Origin of the sequence: Campylobacter sp. MIT 12-8780 (assembly GCF_006864535.1) — a bacterium.
GTDB lineage: Bacteria > Campylobacterota > Campylobacteria > Campylobacterales > Campylobacteraceae > Campylobacter_D.
Map to the genome: position 1 here is coordinate 179010 of NZ_QHLL01000004.1, position 13991 is coordinate 193000.

A 13991-nucleotide genomic window follows, 5' to 3' on the forward strand; every position below is an offset into this window, starting at 1 on the left:
ATCGCTTTTTAACGATACATTTTGTTGTATCTTAGGTTATAATTATGTTTTTATTTTTTTAAAAAAGGGCGATGTTTTGCAGATTGTAGAGTATTTTTTAAGCATACAAGGTGAGGGTAAATTTGCTGGGAACTTAGCTTTGTTTGTGCGTTTTGCGGGCTGTAATTTTAACTGCTTTGGTTTTGGAGTAAAAAAACAAATGCAAGATAAAATCCTTGTGGGCTGTGATACCTTACGCGCTGTTTGGACAAAAGAATTTAAAAACTCTTATCAAGACTTAAGTGCTAAAGAGCTTTTAGATACAATTTCAACACTTATTCAAGATAAAAAACCTATCATCATTATCACAGGAGGCGAGCCCTTGCTTCATCATCAAAGTGCTGAATTTATCAGCTTTATCAAGGCTTTGCTTGAGAGTGGTTTTGAGGTGCATTTTGAGACAAATGCGAGTATTTTTATTGATTTTGATAAATTTCCACTTTATAAAAACTGCATTTTTGCTATGGGCGTAAAGCTTAGTAATAGCGGTTTAAGCCAAAAAGAACGACTTCATTTTGAGGCTATACAAGCGATCATTTCAAATGCTAAGATGAGTTTTTATAAATTTGTTTTAGATGAAAAGATGATCGTTTCAAATAAGGCTTATGAGGAGATAGAATACATACTTGAAAAAGCCAAAGCTGAGGTTTTTTGTATGCCTATGGGGCATAATGAGCTTGAGCTTAAAACTAATGCTTTAAAAATTGCTGAATTTTGCATAAAAAATGGCTATAATTATTCAGATAGAATTCACATCAGGCTTTGGGGAGAAAAAGAAGGCGTATGATTATACGAAAATTATTTGAGTTTGAAAACGCACACATCGTTAGATTTTGCACTTCAAAGCGGTGCAAAACGAGCATTCACGGGCATTCTTATAAGGTAGAAGTTTTGCTTGAAAGCAAGTTTTTAGATAATGCTGGTATGGTGTATGATTTTGGGCTTTTAAAACAAGAAATTCGTCAGATCATCGATAGCTTTGATCATGCTATCACGCTTTTTAAAGATGACGATGAGGCGTATTTAAAAGATATGAAAAAGCATTCTAAACGTTGGGTGAGCTTGGGTGTAAATGCAAGTGCGGAGAATTTTTGTCGTGTATTTTTTGTGCTGATTGATACCTTGCTTTCAAAAACAAAAATGCAAAATGGCGAAAAAGGCGTAAATTTGCAAAGCATTATCGTGCATGAAACACGAAGCGGTTACGCACAAGGCTTTAAAGAAGATGCTTACAGCGAGCATTTACCGCCTATAAAGCTTGATGAGATCGAGTTTTCAAAAGAAATTCAAAGCGATTGGGACGATGGGCTTTTTTTTGAAAAACTCAAAGGCGAGTATGAATTTATCAACAAAAAGGAGCTTTGATGAAAAGTTATAAACAGCTTTGGATTTTATTGTTACTTTGTTTTTTTATCGCTTGTGGCGAAGATAAAAGTGAAAAAATCACGCCAAAGTTCAATGATACAAACATACTTATCGAGCAAGATGATGAAAAAAGCGAAGTCAATGATACTAATGTGCCTTTGCCGGTGCAAGATGATCTAAGCTTTGAGCTTAAATTTAAGGAATTTAAAAGCGGAGCAGTGTATGCAAATCTATGATCTCGTGCTTGCTTTTCATATATATAGCCTTTATGCGAGTGGATTTTTGATGGTTTTTTATTTGTTTTTAACGCAAAGTAGCTTTAGGACAGAGTTTTATTTTATAAGACGCATTCGGCTTTTTTTGCCGGTGTATTATCTTTTTTTAAGTATAGTTTTTTTTACCGGCTCTTTGCTTTTGGCTTTAAAAAGCTTTGAATTTAGTTTTTTTCACGGCTTAATGCTTGCTAGCTGGTGTCTTATCGTCGCTTTGAATATCTTTCAATTTAACCGCTTCAAAAAAGCAAGACAAAAAAGACGTTATCAAGGTTTTAGGGCGTGGAGTTTTTTTATCTTGCTTGTCACGCTTTTTTTACTCACTGTGCCATATTTATATCAACGATATTATGCAGTTTTTATATCATGAAAAAGCCGGCGAAGCTCGTATTTGCCTAGAAAATGAAGCTTTTTTACACCTTAAAGCAAGAAGAGCAAAACTAAATGAAAGCCTAAAACTTAGGAATTTAAACGATATTTTTTTGTATGAATATACAATTTGTGAATTTGATAAAAAACACGCTGTGCTTGAGCTGAAAAAAAGCGAAGAAAAGCCGGAATTTTCAAGTGGTATAAGGCTTGCTTTAGCTATGATTGATACAGGCGTGCTTGAAAAAACTCTACCCATTTTAAACGAACTTGGTTTAGAAGAACTTTTACTTGTGTATGCTGATTTTTCTCAACGCAATTTTAAACTTGATTTAGGACGTTTGAGGCGAATTTTGATTGCTTCTTGCGAGCAGTGCGGGCGGGCAAGTTTAATGAAAATTTCAGTTTTTAAGAGTAGTGATGAGTTTAAAAAGGCTTATGCTGGGGCTATTTTGCTTGATTTTGAAGGAGAGGAGTTAAAAAGCTTTAGTGATTATAAAAAAGAAATTTTTTTCATTGGTGCAGAAGGGGGATTTTCTCAGCGAGAAAGAGAACTTTTTGCAAAAAAAGTAAAGCTCACACACCCTTATATCCTCAAAAGTCAAAGTGCGGCTATAAGCGTGCTTGCGAATTTAAGTTTGGGCTAAATTTCATAGATTAAAGATATTTTATCTTAAAGCTTTTTAAAAATAAGTTTAAATTTTTATAAAATTAAAGGCTTTTTAAGATTTTAGTTTAAATTTATTTTATTTTGGGTATAATCTGCGTTTATTTTCAAAATAATTTTTCAAAGGCATTAATGATGAAAAAAGACATACACCCAGAATTTGTAGAATGCAAAGTAACTTGTGCGTGCGGAAACAGCTTTACAACAAAGTCAAACAAGGCTGAAATTCGCGTTGATATTTGTTCAAACTGCCATCCTTTCTTTACCGGTAGTGAAAAAATCGTCGATGCGGCAGGTCGTGTAGAGAAATTTAAGAAAAAATACGCTATGCAATAAGCCTTTTTATGCTCTATCTTATCCCCACGCCCATAGGCAACTTAGCTGATATTTCTTATCGGGCGATAGAGCTTTTAAAGACTTGTAAAATCGTGCTTTGTGAAGATACAAGGGTTTGTAAATCCTTGCTTCATTTGCTAAGCCAAAAATTCGAGCTTTGTTTTGAAAACAAAGAATTTATCTCCTTTCATAGCCATAACGAAAAAGAAGTGCTTGCTTCTTTAAATGCTGATTTTTTTAAACAAGATATTATTTTTATGAGCGATGCGGGTATGCCTTGCGTGAGTGATCCGGGCAGTGTTTTAGTCGATTTTGCGTTGAAAAATAATATAGCTTATGAGGTTTTACCCGGAGCAAATGCTGCTATTACTGCATTTGCAGCAAGTGGTTTTGGGGTGAAAGAATTTATCTTTATGGGTTTTTTAAGCAACAAAGGTAAGCAACGACAAAATGAGCTTGAAAATTTGCTTTTAAATCCTTTTGTGAGTATAGTTTATGAAGCCCCAACTCGCGTTTTAGCTTTGCTTGAAAGCTTAGCCTTGCTTGATCCACAAAGAATAATCTTTATCATTAAAGAAATCAGCAAAAAATTTGAAAAAAAATTCAAAGCTTCAGCACAAGAGCTTTTAAACATACTTCAAAACGAAAATTTAAATGGCGAATGGGTGCTGGTTATTGACGCAAACAAAGAAACAAATTTTGCCAGAAGCACTTTAAATGAGAGTGATATCTTAGCTCTTGATATTTCCTTAAAAGAAAAAAGCAAACTTTTAGCAAAAATCACTCAAAAAAATGCAAAAGAGCTTTATAACAAACTGCTTTTAAGTCAAAATAAGGTAGAATGAGCGATGATAATTTACGGAAAACAAATCTTTTTTTATGTTCTTGCAAGGCATAAAGAGCAGATTGAAGAGCTTTTTTTAGCCAAAGAATGCGACAAAGCAAGCTTTACAAAAATCGCTCAAAGTGGCGTGAAGATTAAAAAGCTTGATTTTAAAGCCGCACAAGCTTTGGCAAAAGGTGGCAATCATCAAGGTTTTTTGATGAGAGTAAAAGACTTTACTTTTACGCCTTTTCACGAGCTTAAAAAAGATGAATTTATCGTTATGCTTTATGGTATTAGTGATGTTGGAAATATAGGCTCTATCGCAAGAACGGCTTATGTTTTTGGGGTGAAGAGTTTGCTTATAGTTGGTTCAAGTGTAGGCATTGAAGGCATTATCCGCACAAGTGCAGGTGCAGCAATGGATATGAAAATAACACTAGTGCAAGATGGTTTAAGCGCCTTAAATGAGCTTAAACAGCTTGGTTTTTATCTGTATGCAAGTGATAAAGATGGCAAGGACATTTGTTCGCTTAAAACAAAAGATAAAAAGGTTTTGATTATGGGAAGTGAGGGTTTTGGTTTGACTCAAAAAGTCATAAAAAAATGCGATGAAAGTGTAGGTATAAAAATGAAAAGTGAATTTGACAGCCTCAATGTGAGTGCTGCTTTTGCAATACTTTGTGATAGGATGGTAAATGAATAACTTAGAAAATTTAAACCTCAAAGAGGTCTCTCAAAGAACACAGATAGAAATGGCTTTTTTAGAAGCTTTGCTTGAAAAAGACTTCAAAAAGCTAAGTCGCTTTAATGTCAAAGGCTTTCTAAAAATCCTAAGTCGTGAATATGATCTTGATTTCACCCTTTTTCTTGAAGAATACAATGCCTTTTTAAATGAAAGCGAGACGAATGAAGATAAGGTGATTTCTCAGCAAAGTGGCGTTCCACCAAAGCTTGATGCTTATTCACACAAATCATCAAGCTTTTGGATATGGTTTTTAGCTCTTATCATCATCGTCGCACTTGGCTGGTTTATCTATCAATACGGCTGGTTTAAATTTGGCACAAGTAGCGAGCAAATTACGCAAAACTCAAGCTCTTCTGTGGTGCAAATCATCGATGAAGCACAAAATAATGTCAAAAACACAGATAGCAAAGAAGTAAGCTTAAATGAAAGCGAAAGCGAGCAAAACACAAGCGAAGAAAATACCGAAACAAAAAGCAGAACAAACGAGCAAGAAAAAAGCGAACAAAACACAAGCTCAAATAATGAAACTTCAAGTATCAACTTACAAAATACCGCTCAAACTCAGCCCATTGTTAATGAAAATGTAAGTCAAAAAGAAGCGATTTTTAGCACTTCTGGTAAGGTTTGGGTTGGCTTTATCGATCTTGACTCAAATTCAAAAAGCGCTGTAGTCACAGAAAATAATTTCTCAGTTGATCTTAATAAAAACCAACTCCTTTTAATCGGAGCAACCGCACTAACGCTTATTGATGATGAAGGCAAGGAGCAAAAATTTCCAGCTGGCACTTCAAAACGTTTTTTGGTACAAAATGGTAAGATTAAAAGTATTTCTTTGGCTGAATTTATGAGCCATAACAGGGGTAAAGAATGGTAAGGTTGTTTGCAAAAGTTTTGATTTTAGGTATGCTTCTTAGCACAAAGGTATTTGCTATAAGTAGCTTAGAGCTTGCTCAAAATATCATAGCAAATCCAAATTTAGAGGCAAAATTAAAGCTTTTGTTTGAAGGCAGGGATTATACTGATGAAAATGGTTATGCAAATTTAAGCGAAATTTCAAGGATACTCAAAACAAATTCCTTGCTTAGTCTTACTTTAGCCAGCTCACAAAGCCTTGAGTTAAGCTTTAAGAGCAAGGCTTCAAACATCTTGTTTTTAAAGATTGTTAATGATGCTTTAAATCAAGCAGGTTTTGTGTATTTTACTCCTATACAGCTTGATTTAAGCACTGATATTAGCACTTATAAACTTCGCGTTGAGTCAAGATATATCCTTGATCCGGGCAGTTTTTATATGATTTTAAAACAAAATTTCGTTTTTATAGAAAATGTCCGCAAAACAGGAGCTTATAGCTATGAATATAGCCTTGATTTTTCAAGGGCAAAACTCAGCACAAATACAAATGTTATGCTTAATCAAAGCACAAAATTAGGACGCCCTTTGAAAGATTATATAATCGATCTTAAAGGAGCAAACACGATAAGTCTTAAAGCAAGTCCTGCTGATACTTGGTTTCCTAAGATCATCTTTGTAGATAAAGATTTAAAGCTCATCGAAAATTTAGAAAGTCAAGAAAAAAATAATAATTTTTCAAGCTCCATACCTTCAAATGCTGTTTATGCGATCGTTGGAGATTCTTATAATTTAGACAATATACGTAGAGGACTTGAAATTTATCTTTCAAAATAAAGGAGAAGACTATGTTTGAAGAAATTCGCTTTAATACCATAGAAAGGCTGCCAAATTATGTTTTTGCAGAAGTCAATGCCATCAAAATGGCAGCGCGTAGAGCCGGAGAAGACATCATAGACTTTTCCATGGGTAATCCAGACGGCAAAACCCCACAGCATATCATCGATAAACTCTGTGAAAGCGCAAACAAAGACAAAACTTCTGGCTACTCAGTTTCAGCTGGAATTTACAAACTTCGCCTTGCCATTTGTAATTGGTATAAAAGAAAATACGGCGTTGAACTTGATCCAGAAACTGAAGCAGTAGCGACTATGGGTAGTAAAGAAGGCTTTGTAAATTTAGCAAGAGCTATCATCAATCCCGGCGATGTAGCCATAGTGCCTGATCCAGCTTATCCTATACATACTCAAGCCTTTATTATTGCTGGGGGCAATGTAGCCAAAATGCCTCTTCATTATAATGAACAATTTGAGCTTGATGAAAATAAATTCTTTGCTAGCCTTGAAACAGCTTTAAAAGAAAGCATACCACGTGCAAAATACCTTGTGGTAAATTTCCCACACAATCCTACCACTATAACAGCTGAAAAAAGCTTTTATGAAAGGCTTGTGGCTATGGCAAAAAAAGAACGTTTTTATATCATCTCAGATATTGCTTATGCTGAGCTTGCTTTTGGGGATTATAAAACGCCTTCTATTCTTGAGGTTGAGGGCGCTAAAGACGTAGCAGTTGAAGCTTATACACTTTCAAAAACTTACAATATGGCTGGCTGGCGTGTGGGCTTTGTCGTGGGTAATAAACGTCTTATAGCCGCACTTAAAAAGATTAAATCTTGGTTTGATTATGGTATGTATACACCTATACAAGTAGCAGCAACTATAGCACTTGATGGGGATCAAACTTGTATAGAAGAGATTAAAAACACCTATACAAAAAGACTTGATGTTTTAATAGACGCTTTTGAAAATGCAGGCTGGAGTTTAAAAAAATCCCGTGCAAGTATGTTTGTGTGGGCAAAACTTCCGCAAAGTAAAGCTCATCTTAAAAGCCTAGAGTTTTCAAAACAACTCTTACAAAATGCTGGTGTGGCGGTAAGTCCGGGCATTGGTTTTGGAGAAGCAGGTGATGAATATGTGCGTATAGCCTTGATAGAAAATGAAAACAGAATTCGCCAAGCTGCAAGAAATATCAAAAAATACCTCAAAAGTGAATAAAATATGAATATAGCGATCTTAGGCTATGGCACGGTTGGCTCAGCAGTTTGTGAAGCTTTGATACAAAATAAAGAGCTTATCAAAGCAAGATGTGGTAAGGAGCTAAAACCTGTCATAGCTCTAGCTAGAAGTGCTAAAGCAAATGCCTTAGTGCCTGTAGTGCAAGATATAAATGAGATTTTAAAGCGTGATGATGTAGACATTTTTGTCGAGCTTATGGGTGGGGTTGATGAGCCTTTTGCTATCATCTCAAAGCTTTTAAAGCAAGGAAAAGCTGTTGTAAGCGCAAACAAAGCCATGCTTGCTTATCATCGCTATGAGCTTGAAGAGCTTGCTAAAAATGCCTTTTTTGGCTATGAAGCTAGCGTTGCAGGAGGAATTCCTATCATTAAAATTCTCAAAGAAGGCTTAAGTGCAAACCAAATTTTAGGTATAGAAGGCATTTTAAATGGCACAAGCAATTTCATCTTAAGTTCTATGAATGAAAAAAACTGCAGCTTTGATGAAGCCCTAAAACAAGCCCAAAATTTAGGCTATGCTGAGGCTGATCCTAGCTTTGATATAAAAGGCATTGATGCAGCGCATAAGCTTTTAATCCTAGCCAGCCTTGCTTATGGGCTTAAACATAAGCCAGAAGATATTTTAATACAAGGCATTTATGAAATTTCAAGCGAGGATATGTATTTTGCAAGAGAATTTGACTTTACGATCAAACTTCTTGGCATAGCTAGGGCACAAAATGATAAGGTTGAGCTTAGAGTACATCCTGCTATGCTTGATAAAAATAGGCTCTTAGCTAAGGTAAATGGCGTGATGAATGCTATTAATATCAAAGGCGATATGCTCGAAGATAGCCTTTATTATGGTGCTGGAGCTGGTGGAAAGGCAACGGCTAGTGCGGTGATTTCTGATTTGATTGATTGTGCAAGAACTCGATCAAAAACTTCAATGCTAGGCTTTGAGCGTCAAATTCCTTATACTCTCGTGCCTCAAGATGAAATTTATACCAAATACTACCTTCGCCTTAAGGTTGAAGATAAAATCGGCGTTTTATCAAAAATCACTCAACTTATGAGTGAAAATCAAATTTCAATTGACAGCTTTTTGCAAAAGCCAAAGTCAAAAGTAGATCACAGCACACTTTTTTTTACCACACATCATACTTATGAAAAAAGCATTCAAACCCTTTTAAGCACACTTGAAAAACAAGATTTTATCAAAGCTAAGCCTTTTATGATGAGAATTCAAAGCTAAATGGGGCTTAAAGAGTATCTAAGTGGGATTTTAGGCGAGGATAAGGCTTGCGCTTATCTTAAAAAACAAGGCTTTGTTATATTACAGCGCAATTTTCACTCTAAATTTGGCGAACTTGACATCATCGCAAAAAAAGATGAAATTTTACACTTTATCGAGGTAAAAAGCACGCAAGGAGATTATGAGGTTGCATACAGACTTCATCAAAAAAAGTATGAAAAGTTACTAAAGGCTATTGATTTTTATTTCTTGCAGCAAGGCTTTATCAGTGATTTTCAAATCGATTTGCTTTGCGTCAAATCAAACGCCATAGATTTTAGAGAAAATATAAGTTTTTAAGGAAAAATTTTACTTTTTTAGCTTACAATAACACAAAAATTTTTAGGAGAAAACAAATGGGAAAATACATTGAACTTAATTCAAGCAATTTTGCGGAAGCTAAAAGCGGTGTAGCTTTAGTTGATTTTTGGGCGCCTTGGTGCGGACCTTGTAAAATGCTTTCACCAGTCATTGATCAGCTTGCTGAAGATTTTGAAGGCAAAGCTAAAATTTGCAAAGTCAATACAGACGAAGAACGCGAGCTTTCAGAACAATTTGATGTCCGCTCTATACCAACACTTATCTTTTTAAAAGACGGACAAGTCGTTGATCAGCTTATTGGCGCTCAATCAAAACAAGCCATCGCTGATAAACTCAACTCTTTACTTTAAGTTAAAAGCCACTTTTTTGTGGCTTTGCTTTCTTAAGCCTTTTTTCTTATCTTTACATTTTTTCTAAATAATAATTTTTATTAACAAATATTAAGAAAAAATTTACTATTATATTGTCAAAAAAACAAGGAGAAAATAATGTTAGATTTAGCGATTATCGGTGGAGGACCAGCTGGACTCAGTGCTGGACTTTATGCAACAAGAGGCGGACTTAAAAATGTAGTTATGTTTGAAAAGGGCATGCCCGGCGGACAAATTACCTCAAGTTCTGAGATAGAAAACTATCCCGGCGTTGCTCAAGTAATGGATGGAATGTCGTTTATGGAGCCTTGGAATGAACAATGTATGCGCTTTGGCTTAAAGCATGAAATGATAGCTGTAGAACAAATCAGCAAAAACGCTGATAACACCTTTACGATTAAGCTTGAGGGCGGAAAAAGCGAGCAGGCAAAAGCAGTCATCGTTTGCACTGGTTCAGCTCCTAAAAAAGCTGGTTTTAAGGGCGAGAATGAGTTTTTTGGCAAAGGTGTAAGCACTTGCGCAACTTGTGATGGCTTTTTTTATAAAGGTAAAGAAGTGGTTGTTTTAGGCGGTGGAGATACCGCACTTGAAGAGGCATTATACCTTGCAAATATTTGTTCTAAGGTATATCTAATCCACAGAAGAGCTGAATTTAGAGCCGCTCCAAGCACCACTGAAAAAGTTAAACAAAATACAAAAATCGAGCTTATCACTGAGGCAAGCATAGATGAAGTATATGGAGATCAAAAAGGCGTTTGTGGCGTAAAAGTCAAGCTTAAAGATGGCTCTATAAGGGATTTGAATGTGCCGGGGATCTTTACCTTTGTAGGCTTAGATGTGAGAAATGAAATTTTAAAACAAGACAATGGAAGCTTTTTATGCGATATGTGCGAGGGCGGACAAGTCAAAGTCAATCTCAAAATGCAAACAAATATAGCCGGGCTTTTTGCAGCTGGAGATTTAAGACAAGACGCACCAAAACAAGTTATTTGTGCTGCAGGCGATGGAGCTATAGCTGCACTTTCAGCTTTAGCTTATATAGAAAGCTTACACTAAATTTTAAGCCCTAAATCAAGGGCTTAAAATACTTTTTTTACACGACAAAATACTTTTTTAAAACCTAAATTCCTTACAAATTTTATCACTTTTTAATTTAAAAAAGACTAGAATTTAAGCTTTAAAAGGATAAATGATGACAAATATAGGCATTTATGGGGCAAAAGGACGCATGGGTAAGCAAATCCTTTTGTGCTTAGAAGATGAAAAGGACTTTAAAGCTAGTGAATTTGACAAAGGCGATGAGCTTAAGACTTTTTTTGATGAAACTCAAGTCATTATTGATTTTTCAACACCACAAGCCTGTTTTACTCTCCTTTCATATGCTAAAAACAATCCCAAACCCTTAGTTATAGGCACAACCGGACTTGATGAAACAAGCTTTACTTTGATGAAAGAACTTAGCCTTACAATGCCTGTATTTTATGCAAGCAATATGAGCCTTGGTGTAGCCGTGCTTAACCACCTTGCTCAAAAAGCTGCTTGTATGCTAAAAGGCTTTGATATAGAGCTTGTGGAAATGCACCACCGCCACAAAAAAGACGCTCCAAGTGGCACAGCTATGACTTTAGCTCAAGGGCTTGCAAATGCTAGAAATTTAGACTTAAACAAGGTGCGAGTAAGTGGCAGAGATGGACTTATAGGCGAGCGAAAGGCTGATGAGATCGGTGTGATGAGCTTAAGAGGCGGGGATATAGTTGGCAAGCATACCATAGGTTTTTATGAAGAGGGCGAGTTTTTAGAGCTTAGCCATGTGGCTACTTCAAGAGCAACCTTTGCAAAAGGAGCCATTAAAATCGCAAAATGGCTTGTGGTTCAAAAAAATGGCTTTTATTCAATCAATGATTTTTTAGGAATTTAAAATGTGTGCTATAGTCGGTGTGATTAATTCAAAACAAGCAAGTTTATATGCGTATTATGCTCTTTTTGCTATGCAGCATCGCGGACAAGAAGCAAGTGGTATTAGCGTGAGCGATGGTAAAAATTTACAAACCTTAAAAGGAAAAGGCGAAGTTAATACTATCTTTAATGAAGCCAATCTCGCCTCACTTCAAGGTGAGCTAGCAATCGGACACAACCGCTATTCTACAGCTGGAAGTGCATCTTTGGCTGATGCTCAGCCCATAGCGGCAAGCTGTATGCTAGGACAAATCGCTCTTGCACATAATGGCAACCTTGTAAATAAAGACGAAGTAAGGACAAGACTTATCAATGAAGGTGCGATTTTTCGCTCAAATATGGATACTGAAAATGTGATCCATCTTATCGCAAGAAGCAAAAAGCCAAATTTAAAAGAGAGGTTTATAGAAAGCTTAAAAGACTGCGTAGGAGCGTATTGCTTTGTGCTAGCAAGTAAAGATAAGCTTTTTGTGGTAAGGGATCGTTTTGGCGTGCGTCCTTTAAGCCTTGCAAAACTTAAAGATGGAGGCTATATAGTAGCTAGTGAAAGCTGTGCTTTTGACTTGATAGAAGCTGAGTTTATAAGAGATATAAAACCGGGCGAAATGCTTATCTTTACGCTTGGAAAAGATGAGTTTGAAAGTATAGAACTTTTTAAGCCTGAGCCTAGAATTTGTGCTTTTGAGTATATTTATTTTGCGCGTCCTGATAGCATAGTTGAGGGAAAAAGCGTATATGAAATGCGTAAAAAGATGGGTGAAATTCTAGCAGATAAATTTAAGCACAAAGCTGATTTTGTCGTGCCTGTGCCAGATAGTGGAGTCAGTGCAGCTTTAGGTTTTGCAAGTCGCTTAAAAATCCCTCTTGAAATGGCTATAGTAAGAAATCACTATGTAGGACGCACCTTTATAGAACCAACTCAAGAGCTAAGAAATCTCAAAGTCAAACTCAAACTCAATCCCATGCATAAAGTCCTTGAAGGCAAAGAAATCGTCGTCGTTGATGATAGTATAGTGCGTGGAACAACTTCTAAAAAGATCATTTCTTTGCTAAGAAATGCTGGGGCAAAAACCATTCATTTTGCAGTGGCTTGTCCTGAGATTAAATTCCCTGATCTTTACGGCATAGATACACCAACCTTTGAAGAGCTTATCAGCGCAAACAAAAATGCCCAAGAAGTGCGTGAATATATAGGTGCTGATACTTTAAGCTTTTTAAGCATAGATGAGCTAAAGCAAAGTTTGGGCGAGGAAAGGCAATACTCTCTTATCAGCTTTGATGGGGATTATTTTATTAAAGATTAATTAAGTTTGTTCTTGCTACAATGGCAGAGCTAGCTTTTATCAAAAAGGAAAAATTATGAAAAATAGTATTATCGCAAAGCTTTCATTGATCGTTGTTTTGATCTTTGCTGTTATTATGATCGCAAATGCGATTTATAGCTATAAAAAGACTTCTGAAGAAGTTACTTCTTTGTATTCAAGTATCCAAAATTTAGCCCTTAGTGCATCTTATACTACGATTAATATTACAATGAATATAGAAGCAATCCAGCACCTAAAAGTTGCAAGTGATGCGATTTTAAAAACTAATGATATAAATGAACAAAGAAAAGTTTTAAGAATAGCTGCGGATTTGGTTAAATACCCAAGCTTTATTGTGGTGTATGAAGATAGCGGAAATATTTTGCTTGAAGAATACGGAGTTGAAAACCCCGATCCGCATAATTACGATCAACTCGGCATAGATATAAGACAACGTCCTTGGTATCAAGAAACCAAAGAGAAAAAACAAAGTATAGTAACACCTGTTTATACCTCTGCAGCTGGCACAAATAAAGGCAAACAACTTGCAACAGTAACTTATCCTTTGATAAAAGATGGTGTTTTTATAGGTGTTATCGCAGCTGATGTGTATGTAAGTGATTTTCAAGAAAGATTTAAAAATTTTGAAAGACCAGAATTTCCAAGCCTTGATATCTATATCACAGACAATACCGGACGTATTTTTTCACACAAAAACCCTGAAATCGTCGCTCATCAAGAGTTATACCCACAAGAAATCGCTCTTCAAGAACATTTAAAAAGTGCAAAAGAAGGCTTTTTCTCATACATAGATACAGAAGGTAAAGATAGAGTAGGCTTTTATAGGCAGTTTCCTTTTGTTGGACTATAGTAGCAAGTGCCTTGCATAGTGATTATACCGATGCTGTAAATAAAAACGCTCTTACTAGTCTTGCTATCAATTTAATCATGCTTATACTTGGTATAGTTATTTTGGTGTATATCATTAAGAAATTCATTTCCCCAGTGCAAGAGATACAAAAACTACTCTTACACTTTTTCCAATACCTCAACCATGAAAACAAACAAGCCCCAAAACCTCTTGTGTTTAAGAGTAAAGATGAATTTGGACAAATGGCTACAACCATCAACGAAAACATCAAACGAACAGGCAACAACATAGAAAAAGACGCCAAGCTCGTTGAAGAAGCCCTAGTCGTTATCAATCACGCTAAAGACGGACAA

18 protein-coding genes and 1 pseudogene are annotated in these 13991 nt (G+C 35.8%); all 19 read left to right on the top strand.

Annotated elements, in window-relative coordinates; translation table 11 throughout:
- Positions 1-76 precede the first annotated feature (76 nt).
- Complete coding sequence (locus DMB95_RS04715) at positions 77-826, top strand: 7-carboxy-7-deazaguanine synthase QueE (protein WP_142931123.1); 750 nt, start codon at positions 77-79, stop codon at positions 824-826.
- On the top strand, positions 823-1404 hold the full coding sequence (locus DMB95_RS04720; protein ID WP_142931124.1) for a 6-pyruvoyl trahydropterin synthase family protein: 582 nt from the start codon (positions 823-825) through the stop codon (positions 1402-1404). The genes DMB95_RS04715 and DMB95_RS04720 overlap by 4 nt, the downstream gene beginning before the upstream one ends.
- Complete coding sequence (locus DMB95_RS04725; protein WP_137632486.1) at positions 1404-1640, top strand: hypothetical protein; 237 nt, start codon at positions 1404-1406, stop codon at positions 1638-1640. The genes DMB95_RS04720 and DMB95_RS04725 overlap by 1 nt, the downstream gene beginning before the upstream one ends.
- On the top strand, positions 1627-2046 hold the full coding sequence (locus tag DMB95_RS04730) for a hypothetical protein (RefSeq protein WP_142931125.1): 420 nt from the start codon (positions 1627-1629) through the stop codon (positions 2044-2046). Before DMB95_RS04725 ends, DMB95_RS04730 begins: the two co-directional genes overlap by 14 nt.
- Positions 2027-2692: a 16S rRNA (uracil(1498)-N(3))-methyltransferase gene (locus DMB95_RS04735; protein ID WP_142931126.1), complete on the top strand. Its 666-nt coding sequence runs from the start codon at positions 2027-2029 to the stop codon at positions 2690-2692. The genes DMB95_RS04730 and DMB95_RS04735 overlap by 20 nt, the downstream gene beginning before the upstream one ends.
- Positions 2693-2847: 155 nt before the next feature.
- Positions 2848-3048, top strand: a complete 201-nt coding sequence (rpmE, locus tag DMB95_RS04740; protein ID WP_137632489.1) for a 50S ribosomal protein L31 — start codon at positions 2848-2850, stop codon at positions 3046-3048.
- Between the two features lie 8 nt (positions 3049-3056).
- Positions 3057-3893 (top strand): 16S rRNA (cytidine(1402)-2'-O)-methyltransferase, encoded by an 837-nt coding sequence (gene rsmI / locus DMB95_RS04745; RefSeq protein WP_142931127.1) that lies wholly within the window; start codon positions 3057-3059, stop codon positions 3891-3893.
- A gap of 3 nt (positions 3894-3896) precedes the next feature.
- Positions 3897-4577: a TrmH family RNA methyltransferase gene (locus DMB95_RS04750; RefSeq protein WP_142931128.1), complete on the top strand. Its 681-nt coding sequence runs from the start codon at positions 3897-3899 to the stop codon at positions 4575-4577.
- Positions 4570-5493, top strand: a complete 924-nt coding sequence (locus DMB95_RS04755; RefSeq protein WP_142931129.1) for a hypothetical protein — start codon at positions 4570-4572, stop codon at positions 5491-5493. The genes DMB95_RS04750 and DMB95_RS04755 overlap by 8 nt, the downstream gene beginning before the upstream one ends.
- Positions 5487-6305: a hypothetical protein gene (locus DMB95_RS04760; protein ID WP_238386883.1), complete on the top strand. Its 819-nt coding sequence runs from the start codon at positions 5487-5489 to the stop codon at positions 6303-6305. Before DMB95_RS04755 ends, DMB95_RS04760 begins: the two co-directional genes overlap by 7 nt.
- Before the next feature lie 11 nt (positions 6306-6316).
- Positions 6317-7522 (top strand): LL-diaminopimelate aminotransferase, encoded by a 1206-nt coding sequence (locus tag DMB95_RS04765; RefSeq protein ID WP_137632493.1) that lies wholly within the window; start codon positions 6317-6319, stop codon positions 7520-7522.
- A gap of 3 nt (positions 7523-7525) precedes the next feature.
- Positions 7526-8776 (top strand): homoserine dehydrogenase, encoded by a 1251-nt coding sequence (locus DMB95_RS04770; protein WP_142931130.1) that lies wholly within the window; start codon positions 7526-7528, stop codon positions 8774-8776.
- Positions 8777-9115, top strand: coding sequence for a YraN family protein (locus DMB95_RS04775; protein WP_142931131.1), 339 nt, complete (start codon positions 8777-8779; stop codon positions 9113-9115).
- Positions 9116-9171: 56 nt separating this feature from the next.
- Entirely contained in the window at positions 9172-9486 is a 315-nt protein-coding gene (gene trxA, locus DMB95_RS04780; protein WP_137632496.1) for a thioredoxin, read from the top strand.
- Between the two features lie 138 nt (positions 9487-9624).
- Complete coding sequence (locus tag DMB95_RS04785; protein ID WP_142931132.1) at positions 9625-10563, top strand: NAD(P)/FAD-dependent oxidoreductase; 939 nt, start codon at positions 9625-9627, stop codon at positions 10561-10563.
- 136 nt (positions 10564-10699) lie between these two features.
- Positions 10700-11425: a 4-hydroxy-tetrahydrodipicolinate reductase gene (gene dapB / locus DMB95_RS04790; protein WP_142931133.1), complete on the top strand. Its 726-nt coding sequence runs from the start codon at positions 10700-10702 to the stop codon at positions 11423-11425.
- Position 11426: 1 nt separating this feature from the next.
- A complete protein-coding gene (purF, locus tag DMB95_RS04795; protein WP_142931134.1) occupies positions 11427-12767 on the top strand; it encodes an amidophosphoribosyltransferase in 1341 nt (446 codons plus the stop codon).
- Between the two features lie 55 nt (positions 12768-12822).
- Positions 12823-13638 carry a cache domain-containing protein gene (locus tag DMB95_RS04800; RefSeq protein WP_142931135.1) on the top strand — a complete coding sequence of 272 codons (816 nt, stop codon included), beginning with the start codon at positions 12823-12825 and terminating at the stop codon, positions 13636-13638.
- Positions 13639-13649: 11 nt separating this feature from the next.
- Positions 13650-13991, top strand: a pseudogene (locus DMB95_RS04805) (methyl-accepting chemotaxis protein); the annotation flags it as partial.

What these genes read in the sequence shown, in the direction of transcription:
- DMB95_RS04770 (WP_142931130.1), top strand. Translation starts at nt 7,526, where the DNA reads ATGAATATAGCGATCTTAGGCTATGGCACGGTTGGCTCAGCAGTTTGT.
- purF (WP_142931134.1), top strand. Translation starts at nt 11,427, where the DNA reads ATGTGTGCTATAGTCGGTGTGATTAATTCAAAACAAGCAAGTTTATAT.
- DMB95_RS04775 (WP_142931131.1), top strand. Translation starts at nt 8,777, where the DNA reads ATGGGGCTTAAAGAGTATCTAAGTGGGATTTTAGGCGAGGATAAGGCT.
- DMB95_RS04720 (WP_142931124.1), top strand. Translation starts at nt 823, where the DNA reads ATGATTATACGAAAATTATTTGAGTTTGAAAACGCACACATCGTTAGA.
- DMB95_RS04800 (WP_142931135.1), top strand. Translation starts at nt 12,823, where the DNA reads ATGAAAAATAGTATTATCGCAAAGCTTTCATTGATCGTTGTTTTGATC.
- DMB95_RS04765 (WP_137632493.1), top strand. Translation starts at nt 6,317, where the DNA reads ATGTTTGAAGAAATTCGCTTTAATACCATAGAAAGGCTGCCAAATTAT.
- rsmI (WP_142931127.1), top strand. Translation starts at nt 3,057, where the DNA reads ATGCTCTATCTTATCCCCACGCCCATAGGCAACTTAGCTGATATTTCT.
- DMB95_RS04785 (WP_142931132.1), top strand. Translation starts at nt 9,625, where the DNA reads ATGTTAGATTTAGCGATTATCGGTGGAGGACCAGCTGGACTCAGTGCT.
- DMB95_RS04730 (WP_142931125.1), top strand. Translation starts at nt 1,627, where the DNA reads ATGCAAATCTATGATCTCGTGCTTGCTTTTCATATATATAGCCTTTAT.
- DMB95_RS04750 (WP_142931128.1), top strand. Translation starts at nt 3,897, where the DNA reads ATGATAATTTACGGAAAACAAATCTTTTTTTATGTTCTTGCAAGGCAT.
- dapB (WP_142931133.1), top strand. Translation starts at nt 10,700, where the DNA reads ATGACAAATATAGGCATTTATGGGGCAAAAGGACGCATGGGTAAGCAA.
- DMB95_RS04755 (WP_142931129.1), top strand. Translation starts at nt 4,570, where the DNA reads ATGAATAACTTAGAAAATTTAAACCTCAAAGAGGTCTCTCAAAGAACA.
- DMB95_RS04760 (WP_238386883.1), top strand. Translation starts at nt 5,487, where the DNA reads ATGGTAAGGTTGTTTGCAAAAGTTTTGATTTTAGGTATGCTTCTTAGC.
- DMB95_RS04725 (WP_137632486.1), top strand. Translation starts at nt 1,404, where the DNA reads ATGAAAAGTTATAAACAGCTTTGGATTTTATTGTTACTTTGTTTTTTT.
- DMB95_RS04735 (WP_142931126.1), top strand. Translation starts at nt 2,027, where the DNA reads ATGCAGTTTTTATATCATGAAAAAGCCGGCGAAGCTCGTATTTGCCTA.
- trxA (WP_137632496.1), top strand. Translation starts at nt 9,172, where the DNA reads ATGGGAAAATACATTGAACTTAATTCAAGCAATTTTGCGGAAGCTAAA.
- rpmE (WP_137632489.1), top strand. Translation starts at nt 2,848, where the DNA reads ATGAAAAAAGACATACACCCAGAATTTGTAGAATGCAAAGTAACTTGT.